Raw genomic sequence first — 20,900 nt, forward strand, 5'->3', positions numbered from 1 at the left:
CCTAGGGGTCGTGGACGTGCCTCAGACGGCGCGCTGCTCCACAGCGGGCCGTACCGCGGTCTCCGCCTCCTCCAGGAACGACTCCGCGCTGGCGACGGCCTCGCGGGCCGGCAGGGCGCGGAAGACCCAGGAGCGGTAGGACCAGAAGCGGAAGAGGGTGGCGATGCCGATGCCGAGGAACTTGAAGATGTTGCTCTGCAGCGGGCTGTCCCAGCCGAAGCCGTAGGTCGCCGCGTACAGCACGCCGTTCTCGATCACCAGGCCGACCGCGCTGAACAGCAGGAACAGGGTCAGTTCCTTCGTCCGCCCGCCCTTGTCGCGGTCTCGGTAGGTGAAGTAGCGGAAGCCGACGTAGTTGAAGACGATCGCCACGACCGTGGCTATGACGCTCGCGCGGACCACCTGGAGGTCGGTGGAGTGCCGCATGAGGTTGAACACGCCGAGGTTGACGAGAAGCCCCGCGCCGCCCACCGCGCCGAATTTGGCGGCCTCGTGTACGAGCCTTCGCAGCCCGGAGGAACCACGTCCCATGGTCGTGCAGGCCCCCATCCGGTCGGTTTCGTCAACCCAGCCATGCTAACCACCCCCTCTTCGTAATCTCCTGTGTACGAGCTCACAGCTGGGGAACAGCTTGGGAAGAGCTGCGGAAATGCCAGGGAAAAGCCGGGTAAGAGCCGATGGAGAGCCGGTGGAGACCGGGAAGAACGGCCGGAAAACGGCGGCCCCGGTCCGGCCGATACGCTAGGAGCGTGACGTTCCCGGTAGTCGGCATGGTCGGCGGGGGCCAGCTCGCTCGTATGACACACGAGGCAGGCATCCCGCTCGGCATCAGGTTCAAGCTCCTCAGTGACACCCCTCAGGATTCCGCGGCGCAGGTCGTCAGCGATGTCGTCATCGGCGACTACCGCGACCTCGACACGCTGCGTGACTTCGCGCGGGGCTGCGATGTGATCACCTTCGATCACGAACACGTACCCGTCGAGCATCTACGGGCCCTGGAGGCGGACGGCATCCCCGTGCGCCCCGGCCCCGACGCGCTCGTGCACGCCCAGGACAAGGGCGTGATGCGGGCGCGGCTCGACGCGCTCGGGGTGCCGTGCCCACGGCACCGGATCGTGGCCGACCCGGCGGACGTGGCCGCGTTCGCGGCGGAGGGCGACGGGTTCCCGGTCGTCCTCAAGACCGTCCGCGGCGGCTACGACGGCAAGGGCGTGTGGGTCGTCGACTCGGTCGCCGAGGCCGAGGCGCCCTTCCGCGCCGGCGTCCCCGTCCTCGCCGAGGAGAAGGTCGACTACGTCCGCGAGCTCGCCGCCAACGTCGTCCGCTCCCCGCACGGCCAGGCCGTCGCCTACCCGGTCGTCGAGTCCCAGCAGGTGAACGGCGTCTGCGACACGGTCGTCGCGCCCGCCCCCGACCTCGACGAGTCCCTCGCCCTCGCGGCCGAGGAGCTGGCCCTGCGCATCGCCAAGGAACTGGACGTCGTCGGCCACCTCGCGGTCGAGCTGTTCCAGACCCGCGACGGCCGCATCCTCGTCAACGAACTGGCCATGCGCCCGCACAACTCGGGCCACTGGACCCAGGACGGCGCGATCACCAGCCAGTTCGCCAACCACGTCCGCGCGGTCCTCGACCTCCCGCTCGGCGACCCGCGCCCCCGCGCCAGATGGACCGTCATGGTCAACGTCCTGGGCGGCGACTACCCGGACATGTACTCCGCGTACCTGCACTGCATGGCCCGCGACCCCAAGCTCAAGATCCACATGTACGGCAAGGACGTGAAGCCCGGCCGCAAGGTCGGTCACGTCAACACCTTCGGCGACGACCTGGACGAGGTGCTGGAGCGCGCCCGTCACGCCGCCGGCTATCTGAGAGGCACGATCACCGAATGAGCCCCGTTGCAGGACCCGTCGTAGGCATCGTCATGGGGTCGGACTCCGACTGGCCGGTCATGGAGGCCGCCGCCAAGGCCCTCGACGAGTTCGAGATCGGGTACGAGGTCGACGTCCTCTCCGCCCACCGCATGCCGCGCGAGATGATCACGTACGGCGAGCGGGCCGACGGCCGCGGCCTCAAGGTGCTCATCGCCGGCGCCGGCGGCGCGGCCCACCTCCCGGGCATGCTCGCCTCGGTGACCCCGCTGCCGGTGATCGGCGTCCCCGTGCCCCTGAAGTACCTCGACGGCATGGACTCGTTGCTCTCCATCGTGCAGATGCCGGCCGGCGTCCCCGTCGCGACCGTCTCGGTCGCCGGCGCGCGCAACGCCGGTCTCCTCGCCGCCCGCATCCTCGCCACCCACGACGAGGAACTCCTCGGCCGCATGCGGGACTTCCAGCAGGAACTGAACGACCAGGCCACCGAGAAGGGCAAACGCCTGCGCGCCAAGGTCGAGGGCGGCGGCACCGGCGGCTTCGGATTCGGCAAGTGACGGCGATGACGTCCCTCGAAGAGGCCCGCGCCCTGCTCGCCGAGTTCCCCGTCGTCGACGGGCACAACGACCTGCCCTGGGCGCTGCGCAAGCAGGTCGGCTACGACCTGGACTCGCGTGACATCGCCGCGCACCAGAACGCCCATCTGCACACCGACATCCCGCGGCTGCGCGAGGGCGGGGTCGGGGCGCAGTACTGGTCGGTGTACGTCCCCTCCGACCAGCCCGAGCCGGTCGCCGCGACGCTGGAACAGATCGACTGCGTACGGCAGTTGCTGGCCCGCTATCCGGCGGACCTGGCGCCCGCGCTGACCGCGGCGGACCTGGAGGCGGCGCGTCGGGAGGGTCGTATCGCCTCGCTCATGGGTGCGGAGGGCGGCCATTCCATCGCCGGCTCCCTCGGCACGCTGCGGGGGCTGTACGCCCTCGGTGTGCGCTACATGACGCTCACCCACAACGACAACGTGCCGTGGGCGGACTCGGCGACGGACGAGCCCGGCGTGGGCGGGCTCTCGGAGTTCGGCCGCGCGGTCGTGCGGGAGATGAACCGCGAGGGCATGCTCGTCGACCTCTCGCACGTGGCGGCGACGACCATGCGGGACGCGCTGGACGCGACCTCGGCGCCGGTGATCTTCTCCCACTCCTCCTCGCGGGCCGTCTGCGACCACCCCCGCAACATCCCGGACGACGTCCTGGAGCGGCTGCCCGCGAACGGGGGCGTGGCGATGGTGACGTTCGTACCGAAGTTCGTGCTCCAGGCGGCCGTGGACTGGACGGCCGCCGCCGACGAGAACCTGCGCGCCCACGGACTGCACCACCTCGACACCAGCCCCGAGGCGATGAAGCTCCACCGCGCCTTCGAGGAGCGCAACCCCCGCCCGGTCGCCACGGTCCCGACGGTCGCCGACCACCTCGACCACATGCGCGAGGTCGCGGGCGTCGACCACCTCGGCATCGGCGGCGACTACGACGGCACGGCCTTCACACCCGACGGTCTGAACGACGTCTCCGGCTACCCCAACCTCATCGCGGAACTCCTGGACCGCGGCTGGTCGAAGTCCGACCTGGCCAAGGTGACCTGGCAGAACTCGGTACGGGTGCTGGGCGCGGCGGAGGACGTGGCGCGCGAGCTCCAGGCGACGCGGGGCCCGTCCAACGCCACGATCGAGTCCCTCGACGGCTGAGACGCCTGAGACGGCCGAGGGGGGCGAAGAGGGCGAGGGGGCGGCGGGTCGCTGAACCGGCCGACCCCCGAACGCCCCACCCACCAGGAAGGCCTCCGGCCCCCGTGCGACGGTGACGGTACCCCCACCGGGACTTTCACGACGTACGGAGCCCGCCATGGCAGACCTCCAGGACGAACTGCACCCCACCACCGAGGTGGGCGCGCTCGACGACCTCCCGGACCCCTTCGAGCCCGGCGAGCCGTACGCCCCCGTCTCCGATCCGGACACCGCGCCCCTGGAGCGCGCCCACGCCATCCTCGCCGCGCATCCCGTCGCCGACGGCTACAGCGGTCTGCCGTGGGCCCTTCGCCACATGCCGTGGTTCGACCTGGAGCTCGGCGAGAGCGCGGTCGACACGGACGTGCCGCGGCTGCGCGAGGGGCACGTCGGCGCGCTGTTCTGGTCCCTGCACCTGCCCGAGGGGCTGGCCGGGGACCGGGCGGTCGGCGCCACCCTGGAGCAGCTGGACCTGGTGAAGACCGTCGTGCACGGTCACCCCGAGGGACTGCGCCTGGCCCGCACCGCCGGGGAGACCACCGACGCCCGGCACTGCGGCCGGGTCGCCGTGCTGCTGGGGCCGGCCGGCGCCTCGGCCCTCGGCGACTCCCTCGGCATCCTGCGCGCCCTGCACGCCCTGGGCCTGCGCGTCCTCACCCTGTCCGGCGCGTCCTGGGCGAGCGAGGCGGGGCTGACCCGGTTCGGCGAGGAGGTGGTACGGGAGATGAACCGGCTCGGCGTGCTCGCCGACGTCTCCGGCGCCTCCGAGGAGACCGCCCGCCGTGCCTTCGCCGTATCCAAGGCGCCGGTCGTGTGCACCCGCTCCGCCGCCCGCGCCCTGCGCCCGCACCCGTCCAACCTCCCCGACGGCCTGCTCGCCGCGCTGGGCGCCGCCAAGGGCCTGTGCATGGTGCCGCTCACCGCCGAGCAGACCGGGCCGTCCGTCCGCGACGTGGCCGACCATCTCGACCACGTGCGCGAGGTCGCGGGGCCGGAGTGCGTCGCCCTGGCCGGGACCTACGACGCCGGCACCGCGCACCCGCAGGACCTCGGCGACGCCTCCTGCTACCCGTACCTCATCGCCGAGCTCCTGCACCGGGGCTGGACCGAGTCCGACATCGCCCTGCTCACCTGGGGCAACGTCCAACGCGTCCTGCGCGGCGCCGACTTCACCGCCCGCGCGGCCCAGCAGCGCCGGGATCCTTCGACGGCGAAGATCGCCGAGCTGGACGGTTAGGGCCTGTCCGGCGGATCAGGCCGACTGTGAGGTGCGGTTCTTCTTGGCCGAGCCCAGGGCCCGCGACGCCGGGCTGATCCGCCGGACAGGTCCTGGTCAGGGGTTGTCGGCCGGTCGCGGGTTCTCGATCCGGCAGAGGCAGAACGGATGCCCGGCCGGATCGGCGTACACCTGGAAGTCCTTCTCCTCGCGGTCCTCCAGGTCCAGCGGCCGGGCACCCAGCGCCATCACCCGCTCGTGCGCCGCGTCGAACTCCGCCCAGGTCGGGCCGGCGTCGAGGTCGAGGTGGAACTGCTGGCCGTTGTCGCCCTCGCGCGGCCAGGTCGGCGGCCGGTGACCGAGGTCCTGGCTGAAGGCGAGGCGCGGTACGCCGGGTGCCTCCAGGACGACCCAGTCCTCGTCCTCCACGCGGGGTGTGCCGCCCAGGATCGCCGCGTAGAACTCGGCGAGTGCGCGCGGGTCGGGGCAGTCGAGCACGACGGAACGGAAACGGGCCACGGGCATGACGGGTGCCTCCTGGTCGACGGTCGGTTCAACGGGCCTTGGAGCCTCTTCTCAGCACGCGCACAGGCAGAACGGGTGCCCCGCCGGGTCGGCGTACACACGGAACGTCCGTGAGCGGTCGTCCGCGTCCAGGGTCTTCGCGCCGAGCGCCAGTACGTCCGCCTCGGCCGCGTCCAGGTCCTCGACGGTGAGGTCGATGTGGAACTGCTGGGACCGGTCCGGCGCGGGCCACTTCGGCGGTACGTACCCCGGGGCCTCCTGGAACGCCAGCGACTGCCCGTCGGGCACCTTCAGGTCCACCCAGTCTCCCTCGCCCTCGACGGTGCCGCCCAGGATCTCGGCGTAGAAGCCGGCGAGCGCGCGGGGGTCGGGACAGTCCAGGACGACGGCGCCCAGCTTGGCGATGGCCATGACTACTCCTCACTAGTTGCTTGTAGCCGGTTACCTTTAGAGCGGTGCAAGAGGTAACGGTTACTGCATGCTCCCGTATTGGAGGTAACGTCGCAAGCATGAGTGAGAGAGTTCCGGCGCCCGGCGGCCTGGTCCTGGTCCAGGGGCTGGTGAACACGCTGGACCTCGAGGGGGGCGTCGACGGACTCGACACGGCGGACGGCCGGGCCCGTTTCGGACTCACGACGGCCGAGGTGCCCGGGGCCCGTGACCTGCGCGAGTCGCTCCGCGTCACCCTGCTCGCCCACGCGGGCCACCCGCCGCACCGCGAGGTCACCCCGCTCGGCGTCCTGCTGGCCGGGGCCCCGCTGCTCGTCACGATCGACACCGACGACGGCTCCGCGCGCCTCGCCCCCGCCGACGGGGACCCCCTGCTCGCCCGCGTCGCGGCGGCGATCGCCGACTCCCTCACGGCCGGCACCTGGACCCGCCTCAAGGCCTGCGAGGCCCCGACCTGCCACTGGGCCTACTACGACCGCAGCCCGGCGGGCCGCGGCCGCTGGTGCTCGATGCAGGTGTGCGGGGCGCGGGCGAAGATGCGGCGGTACCGGGCCAAGTAGCTCCCAAGGCCGAGTGGTTCCCCGCCTGCGGGTGGGTCCGGTGGTGCAGAATGCAGCCAGACGCCGGTTCGGCCGACTGAGCCTCGGCCGAACCGGCGTCGCCTGTGTCCGGCTGTGGGGTGGGGCGCTGCGACACGCCGTCGGGCGGGACCCGTGCCGGCTCCGCCGCGTCCGTCCCCTGGGGCGCCTGCGAGGCGGGTGTCTCGCGGCGCTGGTCGTTCCCGTCGGCCCGTTGTGCCGTCGGGCGTGCTTCGCGCCGTCCGCCGTCACGCCCCGGGACCGACGTGGCGCCGCACTCGTCGGCTCACCGCACAGGCCTTCCCGCTAAGCCGTCGGACGGCCCATCGCCCGGTACGTCCAGCCCGCCTTGCGCCACAGTTCCGCGTCGAGGGCGTTGCGGCCGTCGAGGATGAGGCGGTGGGAGGCGACCGTGCCGAGGGCCGCCGGGTCGAGGTCGCGGAACTCCTGCCACTCGGTCAGGTGCAGGACCACGTCGGCGCCGCGGACCGCGTCCAGGGCCGTGTCGGCGTAGCCGAGGGTCGGGAAGAGGCGGCGGGCGTTGGCCATGCCCTTGGGGTCGTACACCGTGACCTGGCCGCCCTGGAGGTGGATCTGGCCCGCGACGTTCAGCGCGGGGGAGTCCCGGACGTCGTCCGAGTCGGGCTTGAAGGCGGCACCGAGGACACCGACCCGCTTGCCGAGGAAGGAACCGCCCCCGAGCGCCTCCCGGGTCAGCTCCACCATGCGGCCGCGCTGGCGCATGTTGATCGAGTCGATCTCGCGCAGGAAGGTCAGCGCCTGGTCCGCGCCCAGCTCACCGGCGCGGGCCATGAACGCCCGGATGTCCTTGGGCAGACAGCCGCCGCCGAAGCCGATGCCGGCCCGCAGGAACTTCTTCCCGATCCGGTCGTCGTAGCCGATCGCCTCGGCGAGCTTGGCGACGTCGCCGTCGGCGGCCTCGCACACCTCCGCCATCGCGTTGATGAAGGAGATCTTGGTGGCGAGGAAGGAGTTCGCCGAGGTCTTCACCAGCTCGGCGGTGGGGAAGTCGGTGACCACGAACGGCGTCGCGTCGGACAGGGGCGTCGCGTACACCTCGCGCAGCAGCTTCTCCGCCCGCTCGCTGCGCACGCCGACCACGATCCGGTCGGGGTGCAGCGTGTCCTGGACGGCGAATCCCTCGCGCAGGAACTCCGGGTTCCAGGCCAGCTCGGCGTCCGCACCCGCCGGCGCGTTCGCGGCGAGGTAGGCGGCGAGCCGGTCGGCCGAGCCGACGGGCACGGTCGACTTGCCGACGACCAGGGCGGGCCCGGTCAGGTGCGGCGCGAGGGAGGCGATCGCGGCATCGACGTAGGACATGTCGGCCGCGTACTCCCCGTGCCGCTGCGGGGTGTTCACGCAGACGAAGTGCACGTCACCGAAGGCCGCGACCTCCGCGAAGTCCATGGTGAAGCGGAGCCGCCCGCTCGATCCCTCGATGCCGGCCACGTGCTTGCGCAGCAGTTCCTCGAGACCGGGCTCGTACATCGGGACCTCGCCCCGCTTGAGCATCTCGATCTTCTCGGGCACGACGTCGAGCCCGAGCACTTCGAACCCGAGCTCGGCCATGGCCGCGGCGTGGGTGGCGCCGAGATAGCCGGTGCCGATCACGGTGATCTTGAGGCTCATGGGGGCTCCCGAGAGGTACGGCTGCTGCTGCGGTGCCCGAGCATAACCGGGGCGTGGAAAGGGCCTTCGACGGGCACCTTTCCCTCTGTCGCCAAGCTCACGTATGCGTCCCGTGGGCGGGCCCCTAAAATTTGAGTTACTTAACGGTAATTAGCACCGTCACCACAGTGCGTCAGAAGCGTCCTTGGAGCGTGAGAGACCTTGGCCGGATCGGCTGACTTCGACCTGTACCGCCCGTCCGAGGAGCACGACATGCTCCGCGACGCGATCCGCTCACTGGCCGAGGCGAAGATCGCGCCGTACGCCGCCGCGGTGGACGAGGAGGCCCGCTTCCCGCAGGAGGCCCACGACGCCCTCGTGGCCAACGACCTGCACGCCGTGCACGTCCCCGAGGAGTACGGCGGCGGGGGCGCCGACGCGCTCGCCACGGTCATCGTGATCGAGGAGGTGGCCCGCGTCTGCGCCAGCTCCTCCCTCATCCCCGCGGTGAACAAGCTGGGCTCGCTCCCGGTGATCCTCTCCGGCTCCGAGGACCTGAAGAAGAAGTACATGACCCCGCTCGCCAAGGGCGACGGCATGTTCTCCTACGCCCTGTCCGAGCCGGACGCCGGTTCCGACGCGGCCGGCATGAAGACGAAGGCGGTCCGCGACGGCGACCACTACGTCCTCAACGGCGTCAAGCGCTGGATCACCAACGCGGGCGTCAGCGAGTACTACACGGTGATGGCGGTGACCGACCCCACCAAGCGCTCCAAGGGCATCAGCGCGTTCGTGGTCGAGAAGTCCGACCCGGGCGTCTCCTTCGGCGCCCCCGAGAAGAAGCTCGGCATCAAGGGCTCCCCGACCCGCGAGGTCTACCTCGACAACGTCCGCATCCCCGCCGAGCGCATGATCGGCGAGGAGGGCACGGGCTTCGCCACCGCGATGAAGACCCTGGACCACACCCGCATCACCATCGCCGCCCAGGCCCTCGGCATCGCCCAGGGCGCCCTCGACTACGCCAAGGGCTATGTCCAGGAGCGCAAGCAGTTCGGCAAGCCGATCGCCGACTTCCAGGGCATCCAGTTCATGCTCGCCGACATGGCCATGAAGATCTCGGCCGCCCGCGCCCTGACCTACCAGGCCGCCGCCGCCTCGCAGCGCGGCGACGCCGACCTCACCTACCTCGGTGCCGCCGCGAAGTGCTTCGCGTCGGACGCGGCGATGGAGGTCACCACGGACGCGGTCCAGCTGCTCGGCGGGTACGGGTACACGCGGGACTACCCGGTGGAGCGCATGATGCGCGACGCGAAGATCACGCAGATCTACGAGGGCACCAACCAGGTCCAGCGCATCGTCATGGCGCGGAACCTTCCGTAACAGCCGCGGAGGGGGCCGGCGAGAGCCGGTCCCCCGTCAGTCGTCCAGGCCCTCCGCCGCCCGCTTCTCCCGCAGCTCCATGATCGCCCGCCGCCGCGCCAGCCGGTGCGTGCGGCGGATCTGGGCCTCCTGGTTGCGGCGCTCGTCGCGCTCGGTCTCCGGAATCACCTGCGGCACCCGCCGCGGCCTGCCCTCCGCGTCCACGGCCGCGAACACCAGGTAGGCCGAGCCGACCTGGGTGGCCGGGGTCGACTCGTTCCAGCGCTCGGCCAGGACCCGTACGCCGACCTCCATGGAGGTCCGTCCGGTCCAGTTGACCTGCGCCTTCACATGGACCAGGTCGCCGACGCGGACCGGCTCCAGGAACGCCATCTCGTCCATGGACGCGGTGACGGCGGGCCCGCCGCTGTGCCGCCCGGCCACCGCGCCCGCCGCGTCGTCGACCAACTTCATGATCACGCCGCCGTGCACGGTGCCCAACAGGTTGGTGTCGGCGTTGGTCATGATGTGGCTCAGCGTGGTCCGGGACGCCGAGGTGGGCTTGCCGGGGATGCGCGGAGTGTCCGAGGTGTCCGGGGTCTCCGGGCTGTTCGACTCCGCGGTGGGGACCAGATCTGTCATGACCGTCACCCTATGCCGAGGTGACTTCCGGGGACTTTGTGTCGGGTTGGCAACAGCAGTGCCCTGATTTTCCGACGACCCTTGTAAAGGACATGGCCGCGGACGGCACACTGGGCCCCATGAACGATTGGCCCGAGGAATGGTCCGACAACAACCGCGGCGGCGGGTACGGACGAGGCAGCGCCAGCGCACAGCCCGACCCTGCACGCGTCATGCGGCAGGTTCGTCGGCCCGCCTCGGGCGCCTATGGCGCCTCCGGCCCGTCCGCACCGCCCTACGGCGGCTCCGTGCCGCAGCAGCCGGGATACGGCGATCAGGGGTACGGCGACGGCCAGGGGTACGGCGACCAGGGCTACGGCCAGGGCTCCGCCAACGACGGCTACAACACCGGCCAGGTCTACGGCGGCGGGGGCTCCGGTGGCGGTGGCTACCAGGGCGAGCGGCCCCGGCCGAACTGGCGCCGCCGCATCAAGTGGACGGCCATCACGCTGGTCACGGTGCTGGTGGTGACGTCCGTCGCGACCTACTTCTGGGCCGACTCCAAGCTCAACCGTGACGTCGACCTCTCCAAGGTCATCGACCGCCCCTCGGGCGGCGACGGCACGAACTACCTGATCGTCGGCTCCGACAGTCGCGCGGGCCTGTCCGACGAGCAGAAGAAGGACCTGCACACCGGCTCCGCCGAGGGCAAGCGCACCGACTCGATGATGATCCTGCACGTCGGCGACAGCGGCGACACCCTGATCTCGCTGCCCCGCGACTCGGACGTGGAGATCCCGTCGTACAAGGGCTCGACCTCCGGCAAGACCTACCCGAGCACCGGCCGGCACACCAAGCTGAACGCGGCCTACGCCGAGGACGGCCCGACCCTGCTGGTGCGCGCCGTCGAGTTCAACACGGGGCTGCGCATCGACCACTACGTCGAGATCGGCTTCGCCGGCTTCGCGAACATCGTGGACTCGGTCGGCGGTGTCACCATCGACATCGACAAGGCCTTCAAGGACAAGTACTCGGGCGCCGACTTCAAGGCCGGCAAGCAGAAGCTGAACGGCGAGCAGGCCCTGGCCTTCGTCCGCACCCGGCACGCCTTCGCCGCCTCGGACCTCCAGCGCACCAAGAACCAGCAGAAGTTCCTGTCCGCGCTGGCCCACCAGGTGGCGACCCCGGCGACGATCCTCAACCCCTTCAAGCTCTACCCGACCCTCGGTTCGGGCCTCGACTCGCTGAGCGTCGACAAGGACATGAGCCTGTGGGACCTGGCGTCGATGTTCTTCGCGATGAAGGGCGTCAGCGGCGGCGACGGCACCTCGATGAACATGCCGATCTCCGGCTCCAGCGGCGGCAACCTCCTCTGGGACAAGGCGAAGGTCAAGACGCTGGTGAACGAGTTGAACAACGACCAGAAGGTCACGGTGTCGAGTGACTGACACCGTGACCGGCAGACCGCCCTTCGGGGCGGTTCTGTGCGATGTGGACAACGTGATCCGGTCCTTCGACTCCGGGCGCCTGGAGGCGCTGGAGCGGGTGGCCGGGATAGCCGAGGGCACCACCAAGAAGCTGGCGTTCGCGCCGGACGCGGATCTGCCGCTGCTGCTGGGCGAGATCACCTCGCAGGAGTGGGCGGAGGCGATCGCGGCGGACCTCGCCGACCTGGTGCCCGAGCCGCAGACGGCGTTCGACCTGGCCCGCGCCCTGCTCGAGTCGCCCTTCCACGCGGACGACGAGGTGGTGGGCCTGCTGCGCCGGGCCCGCGTCCGGGTGCCGCTGGTGCTGGTCTCCAACGCGGCCCTGGAGCTGGAGTCCGACCTGGACTCGATGGGCCTGAGCGACCTCGCCGACCACGTCGTCAACAGCGCGCGGGTGGGCCTGGCCAAGCCCGACCCGCGCATCTACCGGCTCGCCGCCGACCTGGCCGGCGTCAGCCCCGACCGCTGCCTCTTCGTCGACGACAGCGAGGAGAACGTGACCGCGGCCGCCGCCCTCGGCATGCACACCGTCCACTTCCGCGAACCGGCGGACCTGGAGCGGGCGTTGGAGCCCCTGTTCCGCTGACGGACTACGGGCACACCACCTGGTCGCCCGTCACCACCCCGAACTCGCCCTGGTACGGGTCGTCCGCGCGGACCTTGCGCACCTCACGGAAGTCCGCGCCCGCGATCACCTTCAGGGTCGGGCCCAGGCCCTTGACCGCCCGTAGCTCGCTGCCGGGCAGCGCGGCGGCCAGGGACTTGGCGGAACGGTCCCAGCGGGGGTCGTAGGCCACCACCGTGCGCCGGACGGTCCGGTCGGCCGCGTTCGACGGCGCCCGGGTGGTACGGAAGCCGGTGGCGGCCAGTTGTGAGTCCACGCGCTTGCCGAGGCCCGCGGTGGGCGTCCCGTTCTCGACCTGGACCCGGATCTGCTGCGGGGCCACGTCCACCCGTACCGCCTTGCTGACCGGCCGGTGCGCGGTGAGCGGCTTGTCGTCGTTCAGGGCGCGGAAGAGGCGGTCCGCCTTGGCGGTGTCCCACTTGAGGGTCGAGCCGACGCCCTTGACGGCGTATCCCATCCGGCCGATGGGGACCGTCGTGAACTCCGAGGAGGAGGGGGAGAAGTCGCGCATCGCCCGGCCGAGGTCGAGCAGTTCGTCGGTGCCGAAGCCCTTGTCGGCGCGGACCGAGCCGAGCACGGCCCGGGTCACGTCACGGAACTTCATCGGGTTCAGCAGGATCCCCGAGGACGTGGCGCGGTCGATGAGGGCCGCCAGGAAGCGCTGCTGACGCTTCATCCGGCTGAGGTCGGAGGCGCCGTCGACGTGCCGGGCCCGGACGTACTGGAGGGCCTGGCCGCCCATCAGGGTGTGGGAGCCGGCCGGGAGGTTCAGGCCGGTGTAGGTGTCCTTGAGGGGGGCGGCCGTGCAGACCTTCACCCCGCCGAGCACGTCCACCGTCTTCATGAAGCTGGTGAAGTCGACCTCCAGATAGTGGTCGACCTTCACATGGGTCATGTCCTCGACGGTCCGCACGGTGAGGTTCGGACCGCCCTCCGCGTAGGCCGCGTTGAGCTTGATGGGGTGGCCCTTGTGATGGTGCCCGGTGGTCTCGTCGACGTGCGGGGGCGTCATGGCGTACGAGTCGCGCGGCAGGCTGACCACGCTGGCGCGCTCCCGGTCCTCCGAGATGTGCACGATCATGATCGTGTCGGTGCAGTGGCAGGGCGCGCCGCCCAGGCGGTAGCGGCGCCGCTCCTGCTCGCTGATCTTGTCGCGGCCGTCCGTGCCGACCAGCAGGACGTTCATGCCGTGGCCCGCGCGCGGGCGGTTCTTCATGTCCTTGAAGGGGTCGACGCGGGCGATGTCCGCGTCCAGGCTGGTGACCACCGCGTGCCCGATCCCGGCCGAGGCGAGGACGACGACGGACAGCGTCGTCACCGCCCGCATGGCCCAGCGCGGCTTCTTGCGCCGGACGGGTGGCCGCGGCGAGCGCCCCTGTGGCGCGCGGGGCGGCTGGGGGCGGCGCTTGGGGCGGGCGGTGGCGGCGGACCGTGGCGGCGTGGGCAAGGGGGACACCTCCGGGCGACGGCCGTACGTGGGATCCGTGAGCACCGTAGGTCCATACGATCTGTGGCCCGGTCCGCCGCCCCGGCGGGGCGCGAACGTGTCCCCCGTTCGCGGTAACGTGAGCACCGATGAACGCCAATTCCGACGTGCGCCTCCCCGCCGTATCTGTGATCATGCCCGTCCTCGACGAGGAGCGGCATCTGCGCGGAGCTGTCCAAGCGATCCTCGCGCAGGAGTACGACGGCGAGATGGAGGTCGTGCTCGCCCTCGGTCCCTCGAAGGACCGCACGGACGAGATCGCGGCCGAGCTCGTAGCCGAAACCGCATCCTTCGAGAACAAGCGCGTGCACACCGTGCCGAACCCGGCCGGCCGCACGCCCGCCGCCCTCAACGCCGCGATCAAGGCCTCACGCCATCCGATCGTCGTCCGCGTCGACGGCCACGGCATGCTCTCGCCGAACTACATCGCCACCGCCGTACGGCTCCTGGAGGAGACCGGCGCGCAGAACGTCGGCGGCATCATGCACGCCGAGGGCGAGAACGACTGGGAGCACGCCGTCGCCGCCGCGATGACGTCGAAGATCGGCGTGGGCAACGCCGTCTTCCACACGGGCGGCGCCGCGGGGGAGGCCGAGACGGTCTACCTCGGGGTGTTCCGGCGCGAGGCGCTGGAGCAACAGGGCGGCTACAACGAGGAGTTCATCCGCGCCCAGGACTGGGAGCTGAACTTCCGCATCCGCGAGGCGGGCGGCCTGATCTGGTTCTCGCCGGAGCTGCGGGTGTCGTACCGCCCCCGTCCGTCGGTGAAGGCCCTCGCCAAGCAGTACAAGGACTACGGCCGCTGGCGGCACGTCGTCGCCCGCTACCACGAGGGCTCCATCAACCTGCGCTACCTCGCCCCGCCGACGGCCCTGCTCGCCATCGTGGCCGGCATCGTGGTCGGCGCGGCCCTGACGCCCTGGGGCTTCGTGATCCCCGGCGGCTATCTCGCGGCGATCGTGCTGGGTTCCGTCCCGGCGGGCAAGGGCCTTCCCCTGAAGGCACGCCTCCAGATCCCGGTGGCCCTCGCCACCATGCACCTGTGCTGGGGCTGGGGCTTCCTGACCAGTCCCAGGTCCCTGGCCAAGAAGGTCATCGCGTCCCGCCGCCCGGCGGTGGTGACCGCGAGCTGAGCGGTGCCGGGCGACGGCCGACGGTGGGCTACCGCCGGGCGCGTCGCTCGGCGCGGGCGCGGCGGTACTGGTGGGCCAGGACTCTCAGGGAGGCCGTCGCCGACGGGTTCGCCGCGCGGTGCAGCAGCTCTCCTCCCGTGCGCCGTACCGCGGCGAGACGGAGGTCCTGGACGGCGATCAGGGCGTCCAGGAACGGGCGGTACTCGGGCGCGACGAGGCCGGGCAGGGACCGGCCCTCGGTGAGCGCGGCCTCGGCGCGGTCGGCCTGCGCCCGGACCAGCGCCTCCAACGCGGGTACGCACTCCTCCGACTTGCTCAGCAGGTCCCCGAACTTCAGCCCGTGCAGGGCCAGTTCGTCCTTCGGAATGCCGATCCGGCCCCAGCCGGCGTCCTCGGAGAGGTCGGCCAGGAAATCGGTGCGCTGCATGCCCTCGATCAGGGCCCGGCAGCCGGCGACGAACGGTTCGTCGTCCCCGGCGTCGGGATCGGGCGCGATCAGCGACGCCGTGAGCATCAGCGCGGGCAGCGCGTAACCGTCCACGTAGGCCTGGAAGTCGGCCTCCGTCCCGAAGCCCGTCCAACTGGCCTCCACGGGCGCGCCGTCGAGGAAGGCCCGCACCCGCGCGGCCAGGTGCGGATGGCGGTCCACGGCGTCCCGGAGCGCCGACAGGGTGCCGTTCGCGGGTGGTTCGTCGCCGTCGAGGGCCGCCACGGTGTCGGCCTCCCAGACGCGCAGGGCCGCGTGGCGGTCGCGCACGGCGCCGGTGTCGATCAGCTCGTCGGTCGCGTGCATGTAGGACACCGCGGCCACCACGGGCGGATGCAGGCGGGCCGGCAGCAGGAGCCGGGTCGCGACGTACTCGTGCCGCGCGAATCTTCGGACCAGCGTGCGCTGGGCGTCGTAGGTTCTGCGCAGACGCGGGTCGGTGATTCCCGCCTGAGTCAGGGCGGTGGACCAACGGATCACGGCTCTCCCGTCGAGCTGCGTTCGATTGTCAGGACCAGGTGTAGTCCGGGTCCACGTGCATACAGGCCTTGCTGTCCGCCCCGTTGAGCGCGCTCGCCGAGGCCGGCGTGGTGTCGTCCTCGGCGGTGTACCTCGCCCCCGAACGCCAGTCCGCGCCGACCACCAGTGTGACACCGGAAACGGCCGTCGACTTCTTCACCGAACTCACCGGAATCCCCAGCGACTTGGCGACCCGCTGGGCGTCGGCCCGGAGGTCGGCCGACGGATAGCGGACGACCGTCTCGTCCTGGCTGAGTAGCGCCGAGGAGTCCGCCTCCGCCTTGTCGAAGCCCTTGGAGACGAGCAGGTCGGCGACCGTGCCGGCCCGGCCCGTCACCGCCGGCTCCGCGTCGGACTTCGTACCGTTCTGCACCCGCACGGCGATCTCGTCGTCCGCCGCCGCCTTGTCGGTCGTCGCGGTCGACGTGCCGGTCTTCTTCTTGTCCTTGCCGTCCAGCGCGATGTCCTCGCGCACCAGCCGCCACAGCTGCTCCGCGTCGCCGGCCTTGGGCAGCACCCGGTTGCCGTCGGCCGAGTACACCCACGGCATCGTCGTCATCGTGATGCGCGCGGTGGGCACCTTCTTCAGCTGGGTCGACACGTCGTAGAGCTTGGCCACGGTGCCGAGCCCGTCGTCCACCGTCAGCGCCTTCGTGGCCGTCTCCGCCAGGTTGCGCAGCTTGCCCGGGTTGCTCAGGGTGGCGTTGGCACGCAGCTCGCGGACCATCGAGTTCATGTACATGTGCTGGGCCTCGGTGCGCGCGATGTCGCTGCCGTCCTCGAAGCCGTACCGCGTGCGCAGCCACTGCAGCGCCTGCTCGCCCTTGATGGACGTGGTGCCCTTCTCCAGCTTCAGGCCGCTGCCGTGGCCCGAGGAGGTGTGCGAGTAGATGTTGGCGTCGACGCAGACCGGGACGCCGCCTATCGCGTCGGCCATGGAGACCACGCCGGCGAAGTCGACCATCATGAAGTGGTCGATGTGGATGTCGGTCAGCTTCTCCCAGGTGGCCACCGAGCAGCCCGGACCGCCGCGTTCCAGGGTGGTGTTCGTCATCGCCGAGGTGCTCGCCGCGTAGACCTTGCCGGTGTCGGGGTCGGTGCACTCGGGGATGTCGACCAGGGTGTCGCGCGGCATGCTGACGACCGACATGTTGGTGCGGTCGGCGGAGACGTGCAGCAGCATCTGGACGTCGGCGCGCGGGGCGGTGTTGTACGTGTCCTTGGCGCCGCCCAGCTTCTGGTTCTCCGCGGAGTCCCGCGCGTCCGAGCCGATCAGCAGGATGTTCAGCGGCTTCTGCCCGGCCGCGTTCGCCTCCGACTCGGCCGCCCGGTCCTTGGCGTCGCCGATGTTGAGGGCGTCCTTCTGGATGTTGGCGTTGAGGTGCCGGTAGTAGAGGTAACCGGCGCCTGCCGCCCCCACGGTCACCAGCGCGGTGACGATCGCCGTCCAGCGCAGGATCCGCCGTCTGCGCCGCCCGCGGTCACCGCCCGCACCGCGCCCGCGCCGACCGCCGAGCTGCGGTGTCAGGGACATCGTGTCCTCGACCGCCGGAACCTCGGCGCGCACGCTGTTCTGCGTCAACTCAGTGCCCTTCCACCCCTGCGCCTGACGGCGACCGACCGAGCCGGGCTCATCATTCGGGAGAGAGTTAGGAGTTCGCTGTGGGTCCTGACGGGGAAGCTTCGACCGCCGGCTCGGGACCACGCGGCCCCGAAGCTCAGGACCGCGCGGCCCCGAGGCTCAGGACCACGTGAATCCGGGACTGACGTGCATGCACGCCTTCTCGTCCGCCCCGTTGAGCGCCTCCGCTGTCTTCGGCGTCTTGTCGTTCTTCTTGGGCGCCTTGTACACGCTGCCCTCGCGCCAGTCCGCGCCCACGACGAGCGTGACCCCGGAGACGTCCGCCGACTTCTTCACCGAACTCAGCGGAATCCCGAGGGACTTGGCCACCGCCTGGGCGTCGCCCTCCAGATCGGCGCTCGGGTAGCGGACCACCGTCCGGGCCTCGCTGAGGATCGTGCCCCGGTCGACGGCGGCCTTGGTGTAGCCCTTCTCCGCCAGCAGGCCGACGACCGTGCCCGCCCGCCCGGAGGCCGCGCCGAGGGAGTCGGTGCGAGTGCCGTTCTGCACCTGGACGCCGATCGCGCCGGGAGCCGCCGCGGGGTCGTCCGAGGTCTCCTCCGCCGTGGTCTTCTTCTTGTCCTTGCCGTCCAGCGCGATGTCCTCGCGCACCAGCCGGAACAGCTGGTCGGCGTCCTCGGTGGGCTCGACGCGCGCGCCGACGTATCGATTCGGCATGGTCGTCATCGTGATCCGCTTCGGCGCGGGCTTGCGCAGCTCGTCGCTGAGGTCGTAGAGCTTCTTCACGGTGTCCAGGCCCGGGTCGACCGTGAGGGCCGCGGTGGCCTTCTCGGCGAGGGTGCGCAGCTTGCCGGGGTTGCTGAGGGTGGCGTTCTCGCGCAGCTCGCGGACCATCGAGTTCATGTACATGTGCTGGGCCTTGGCGCGGGCGAGGTCGCTGCCGTCCTCGAACCCGTAGCGCGTGCGCAGCCACTGGAGCGCCTGCTCGCCCTTGATGGACGTGGTGCCCTTCTCCAGCTTCAGCCCGGAGCCGTGGCCCGCGCTGTCGCGGGAGTGGATGTTGGCGTCGACGCAGACCGGGACGCCGCCTATCGCGTCGGCCATGGACACCACGCCCGAGAAGTCGACCATCATGAAGTGGTCGATGTGCACGCCGGTCAGCTTCTCCCAGGTGGCCACCGTGCAGCCCGGACCACCGCGCCCGAGGCTCTGGTTGGTCATCACCCGTCCGTCGCTCGCCGGGTACACCTTGCCGTCGTCGGGGTCGGTGCACTTCGGGATCTTCAGGAGGGTGTCGCGGGGCATGCTGACGACCGACATGTTGGACCGGTCGGCGGACAGGTGGACCAGCATCTGGACATCGGCGAGCGGGGTGGAGCCGAAGGTCTCCCGGGCGCCGCCGAGTTCCTGGTTCTCCTTGGTGTCCCGCGCGTCCGAGCCGATGATCAGGATGTTCAGCGGGGTCTGCCCGGCCGCGTTCGGCGTGGGCGCGGCGACCTTGTTGTCGCCGAGGTTGAGGTCGTCCTTCTTGAGGTTGCCGTTCAGGTGCTCGTAGTAGAGGTAACCGGCCCCGGCCGTGCCGACTATGAGCACCGCGAGCGTGAGCGCGAACCACCTCAACAGCCGGAATCTCCGCGCCGATCGGCCGCCCCCGCCGTGCCGCCCGTCGCCCTCGGCCGCGCCGGTGTCGTCACCGGCGCCGTCCCCCGCGGCGGCAGACTCGGCCTCCCGCACAGTCCCCTGCGTCACTTACCCGTCCTCCCAGCGGTCCCCCGTACGTTCTGGAGACATGCGACGGGCCCGTGAGGTTGCCCTGATCCGCGTTACCGCCCGGTTAACCGGTGCACGGACCCCTTAACCGGCGCACTGGACCTTGTCGGCCGTGGACTTGTCGACGTCGACGTTCGCCGCGGCGGAGGAGTTGAGCTTGATGCCGGCGCCCTTGAAGTCCTTGCCGAGGGTGAGCGTCATGGCGGGCAGGCCCTGGGAGTTGGTCACGCTCTCGCCGGGCTTCAGCGCCGAGCCCGACAGGCCCATGATCGCGGCCAGGCGGCGGGCCTGGTCGGCCTGGTCGGGGTCGTATTCGAGAGTGGTCTTCGCCAGCGCCGCGTCCGCGTTGCCGGCGTTCTCGGACTTCTCGACGCCCTCGTCGTTCTGGAGGTGGTTCAGCTCCGCCTGCGCACTGCCGCCGGCCGCGCCGCCGTTGAGGATCCGCACCCGCACGTCCGCGGCGGCGGACTTGGTGCCCTTCAACCGGGCGGCCACGGCGGCGGCTTCCTTCTTCTTCTCCTGCTTGACCGCGGTGAGCGAGACGTCGTTCTTGATCAGGTCGAAGAGCTGGGGGCCCTTCGACTCGTTCACCACGACCGTCGCCTTGATCGTCTCGGCCGGGTTGTCCAGCACCGGCACCGTGGTGAAGGAGATGTTCTTCGGCGGCACCTTCTTCAGCTCCAGGGCGATGTCCTTGAGCGTGCCGACCTTGCCGATGGCGCTGTCCACGGTGAGCGCCTTGGTGGCGGCCTCGGCCAGCTTCAGCAGCTTGGTGGGGCTGGTGAGGGTGTCGCCGGAGGACATCTTGCGCATCAGCGAACCCAGGAACTGCTGCTGCACCTTGATCCGGTCGAGGTCGCCCTCGTTGCCGAAGCTGTGCCGGGTGCGCACGAAGGCGAGGGCCTGCTCGCCCTCCACCTTGGACTCGCCCGCGGGCAGGTCGAGCTTGGACTGCTTGTCCTTGACGGCGTGTTCGAGGCAGACCGTGACGCCGTCCACCGCCGTCGTCAGCGTCTTGACCGCGTTGAAGTCGGCCATCATGAAGTGGTCGACCGAGATGCCGGTGTTCTCCTTCACCGTGCGCATGGTGCAGCCGGGGTCCCGGCCGCTCTCGCCCAGGCTCCGGTTGAAGCGCACGCCCTGCTGCCCGGGGACGACGGTCTCGGTGCCGTCGGTCTGTTTGGTCGGGCAGTCGGGGATGTCGACGATGAGGTCGCGCGGGATGCTCAACGCGGTCGCGTTCGTACGGTCCTTGGAGACGTGCAGCAGGATGTTGGTGTCGGCGTGACCGACGCTGCCCTTGTCGCCGTAGCCCTCGTTGCCGTCGCCGGTGCGCTTGTCGGTGCCGATGATCAGGATGTTGAAGGCCTCGTCCTTGCTGAAGCCGCTCTTGCCCGCGTCGCCGATGTCGGTCGTCGCCACGTTGCCTTCGAGGTGCTTCAGGTAGAAGTAGGCACCGCCGACGGTGGCGACCAGGACGAACGCCATGGTGCCGCCGGTCCACAGCAGGACCTTCTTGGCCCGCGACGCCTTCGCCTTCTGCGGCACCGGGCGACGGCCGCGCCGCCCCGCACCCGCCCCGGGGGACGGCGTGCGGGTGTCCCGCGGGGCGGGGTCACGGGGTGCGGGGTCCCGGGGGGCCGGTCTGCGCGGGCCCGGGACCGCCGACGGAGGCGTGGACGGCGTCAGACGCAGTTCGTAGTCGCCCGTGTTCGGGTTGAGGACCCACTGGTCTGCGGGGTCGATGCCGTCCGCACGGCCACGGCCTTGCACGTCCACGGTGTA

19 protein-coding genes are annotated in these 20,900 nt (G+C 70.9%); 9 read left to right on the forward strand and 10 right to left on the reverse strand.

Translation table 11 applies throughout. From position 1 onward, the window contains the following. Nucleotides 1–21 precede the first annotated feature (21 nt). Nucleotides 22–531: a GtrA family protein gene (locus ACIP6U_RS15310; protein ID WP_401716853.1), complete on the reverse strand. Its 510-nt coding sequence runs from the start codon at nucleotides 529–531 to the stop codon at nucleotides 22–24. Nucleotides 532–749: 218 nt separating this feature from the next. Between ACIP6U_RS15310 and ACIP6U_RS15315 the strand changes: the two genes are divergently transcribed. From ACIP6U_RS15315 to ACIP6U_RS15330, 4 genes are all read left to right on the forward strand, one after another. Further along, nucleotides 750–1,889 carry a 5-(carboxyamino)imidazole ribonucleotide synthase gene (locus ACIP6U_RS15315; protein ID WP_401716856.1) on the forward strand — a complete coding sequence of 380 codons (1,140 nt, stop codon included), beginning with the start codon at nucleotides 750–752 and terminating at the stop codon, nucleotides 1,887–1,889. Further along, nucleotides 1,886–2,425 (forward strand): 5-(carboxyamino)imidazole ribonucleotide mutase, encoded by a 540-nt coding sequence (gene purE, locus ACIP6U_RS15320; protein WP_401716859.1) that lies wholly within the window; start codon nucleotides 1,886–1,888, stop codon nucleotides 2,423–2,425. The genes ACIP6U_RS15315 and purE overlap by 4 nt, the downstream gene beginning before the upstream one ends. Nucleotides 2,426–2,430: 5 nt before the next feature. Further along, entirely contained in the window at nucleotides 2,431–3,609 is a 1,179-nt protein-coding gene (locus tag ACIP6U_RS15325) for a dipeptidase (RefSeq protein ID WP_401716861.1), read from the forward strand. Nucleotides 3,610–3,766: 157 nt separating this feature from the next. Beyond that, nucleotides 3,767–4,885: a dipeptidase gene (locus ACIP6U_RS15330; RefSeq protein WP_401716863.1), complete on the forward strand. Its 1,119-nt coding sequence runs from the start codon at nucleotides 3,767–3,769 to the stop codon at nucleotides 4,883–4,885. A 96-nt stretch (nucleotides 4,886–4,981) separates the two neighbouring features. On the opposite strand, the gene ACIP6U_RS15335 is transcribed toward ACIP6U_RS15330, so the two are convergent. Then, nucleotides 4,982–5,389 carry a VOC family protein gene (locus ACIP6U_RS15335; RefSeq protein WP_401716864.1) on the reverse strand — a complete coding sequence of 136 codons (408 nt, stop codon included), beginning with the start codon at nucleotides 5,387–5,389 and terminating at the stop codon, nucleotides 4,982–4,984. Nucleotides 5,390–5,440: 51 nt separating this feature from the next. Next, nucleotides 5,441–5,800 carry a VOC family protein gene (locus ACIP6U_RS15340; RefSeq protein ID WP_401716866.1) on the reverse strand — a complete coding sequence of 120 codons (360 nt, stop codon included), beginning with the start codon at nucleotides 5,798–5,800 and terminating at the stop codon, nucleotides 5,441–5,443. A gap of 98 nt (nucleotides 5,801–5,898) precedes the next feature. Here ACIP6U_RS15340 and ACIP6U_RS15345 point away from each other — a divergent pair, with 98 nt between their 5' ends. Further along, a complete protein-coding gene (locus ACIP6U_RS15345; RefSeq protein WP_401716869.1) occupies nucleotides 5,899–6,399 on the forward strand; it encodes a CGNR zinc finger domain-containing protein in 501 nt (166 codons plus the stop codon). A gap of 324 nt (nucleotides 6,400–6,723) precedes the next feature. Here the strand turns inward: ACIP6U_RS15345 and ACIP6U_RS15350 are convergent, their stop codons facing one another. Continuing rightward, the gene (locus tag ACIP6U_RS15350; RefSeq protein WP_401716872.1) at nucleotides 6,724–8,067 is read right to left on the reverse strand and encodes a UDP-glucose dehydrogenase family protein; all 1,344 of its coding nucleotides are present in this window, start codon (nucleotides 8,065–8,067) and stop codon (nucleotides 6,724–6,726) included. 201 nt (nucleotides 8,068–8,268) lie between these two features. On the opposite strand from ACIP6U_RS15350, the gene ACIP6U_RS15355 reads away from it, so the two are divergent. Next, nucleotides 8,269–9,426, forward strand: coding sequence for an acyl-CoA dehydrogenase family protein (locus tag ACIP6U_RS15355; protein WP_401716875.1), 1,158 nt, complete (start codon nucleotides 8,269–8,271; stop codon nucleotides 9,424–9,426). Nucleotides 9,427–9,462: 36 nt separating this feature from the next. Here the strand turns inward: ACIP6U_RS15355 and ACIP6U_RS15360 are convergent, their stop codons facing one another. Continuing rightward, a complete protein-coding gene (locus ACIP6U_RS15360; protein ID WP_401716878.1) occupies nucleotides 9,463–10,047 on the reverse strand; it encodes an acyl-CoA thioesterase in 585 nt (194 codons plus the stop codon). A gap of 119 nt (nucleotides 10,048–10,166) precedes the next feature. Here ACIP6U_RS15360 and ACIP6U_RS15365 point away from each other — a divergent pair, with 119 nt between their 5' ends. Continuing rightward, nucleotides 10,167–11,474 carry an LCP family protein gene (locus tag ACIP6U_RS15365; RefSeq protein ID WP_401716880.1) on the forward strand — a complete coding sequence of 436 codons (1,308 nt, stop codon included), beginning with the start codon at nucleotides 10,167–10,169 and terminating at the stop codon, nucleotides 11,472–11,474. Beyond that, the gene (locus tag ACIP6U_RS15370) at nucleotides 11,467–12,099 is read left to right on the forward strand and encodes an HAD family hydrolase (protein ID WP_401716882.1); all 633 of its coding nucleotides are present in this window, start codon (nucleotides 11,467–11,469) and stop codon (nucleotides 12,097–12,099) included. The genes ACIP6U_RS15365 and ACIP6U_RS15370 overlap by 8 nt, the downstream gene beginning before the upstream one ends. Before the next feature lie 4 nt (nucleotides 12,100–12,103). Here the strand turns inward: ACIP6U_RS15370 and ACIP6U_RS15375 are convergent, their stop codons facing one another. After that, on the reverse strand, nucleotides 12,104–13,594 hold the full coding sequence (locus ACIP6U_RS15375) for an LCP family protein (protein ID WP_401717026.1): 1,491 nt from the start codon (nucleotides 13,592–13,594) through the stop codon (nucleotides 12,104–12,106). Nucleotides 13,595–13,713: 119 nt separating this feature from the next. Here ACIP6U_RS15375 and ACIP6U_RS15380 point away from each other — a divergent pair, with 119 nt between their 5' ends. Next, a complete protein-coding gene (locus ACIP6U_RS15380) occupies nucleotides 13,714–14,757 on the forward strand; it encodes a glycosyltransferase family 2 protein (protein ID WP_401716885.1) in 1,044 nt (347 codons plus the stop codon). A 28-nt stretch (nucleotides 14,758–14,785) separates the two neighbouring features. On the opposite strand, the gene ACIP6U_RS15385 is transcribed toward ACIP6U_RS15380, so the two are convergent. The 4 genes from ACIP6U_RS15385 to ACIP6U_RS15400 all read right to left on the reverse strand — a co-directional run bounded on the left by ACIP6U_RS15385 (nucleotide 14,786) and on the right by ACIP6U_RS15400 (nucleotide 20,894). Further along, entirely contained in the window at nucleotides 14,786–15,724 is a 939-nt protein-coding gene (locus ACIP6U_RS15385; RefSeq protein WP_401716888.1) for a squalene/phytoene synthase family protein, read from the reverse strand. A 28-nt stretch (nucleotides 15,725–15,752) separates the two neighbouring features. Further along, nucleotides 15,753–17,297: an LCP family protein gene (locus tag ACIP6U_RS15390; RefSeq protein WP_401717029.1), complete on the reverse strand. Its 1,545-nt coding sequence runs from the start codon at nucleotides 17,295–17,297 to the stop codon at nucleotides 15,753–15,755. 207 nt (nucleotides 17,298–17,504) lie between these two features. After that, the gene (locus tag ACIP6U_RS15395) at nucleotides 17,505–19,094 is read right to left on the reverse strand and encodes an LCP family protein (RefSeq protein WP_401716891.1); all 1,590 of its coding nucleotides are present in this window, start codon (nucleotides 19,092–19,094) and stop codon (nucleotides 17,505–17,507) included. 105 nt (nucleotides 19,095–19,199) lie between these two features. After that, nucleotides 19,200–20,894, reverse strand: a complete 1,695-nt coding sequence (locus tag ACIP6U_RS15400) for an LCP family protein (RefSeq protein ID WP_401716894.1) — start codon at nucleotides 20,892–20,894, stop codon at nucleotides 19,200–19,202. Between the last annotated feature and the right edge of the window lie 6 nt (nucleotides 20,895–20,900).

Source organism: Streptomyces sp. NPDC088794 (assembly GCF_044750545.1).
Lineage (GTDB): Bacteria > Actinomycetota > Actinomycetes > Streptomycetales > Streptomycetaceae > Streptomyces.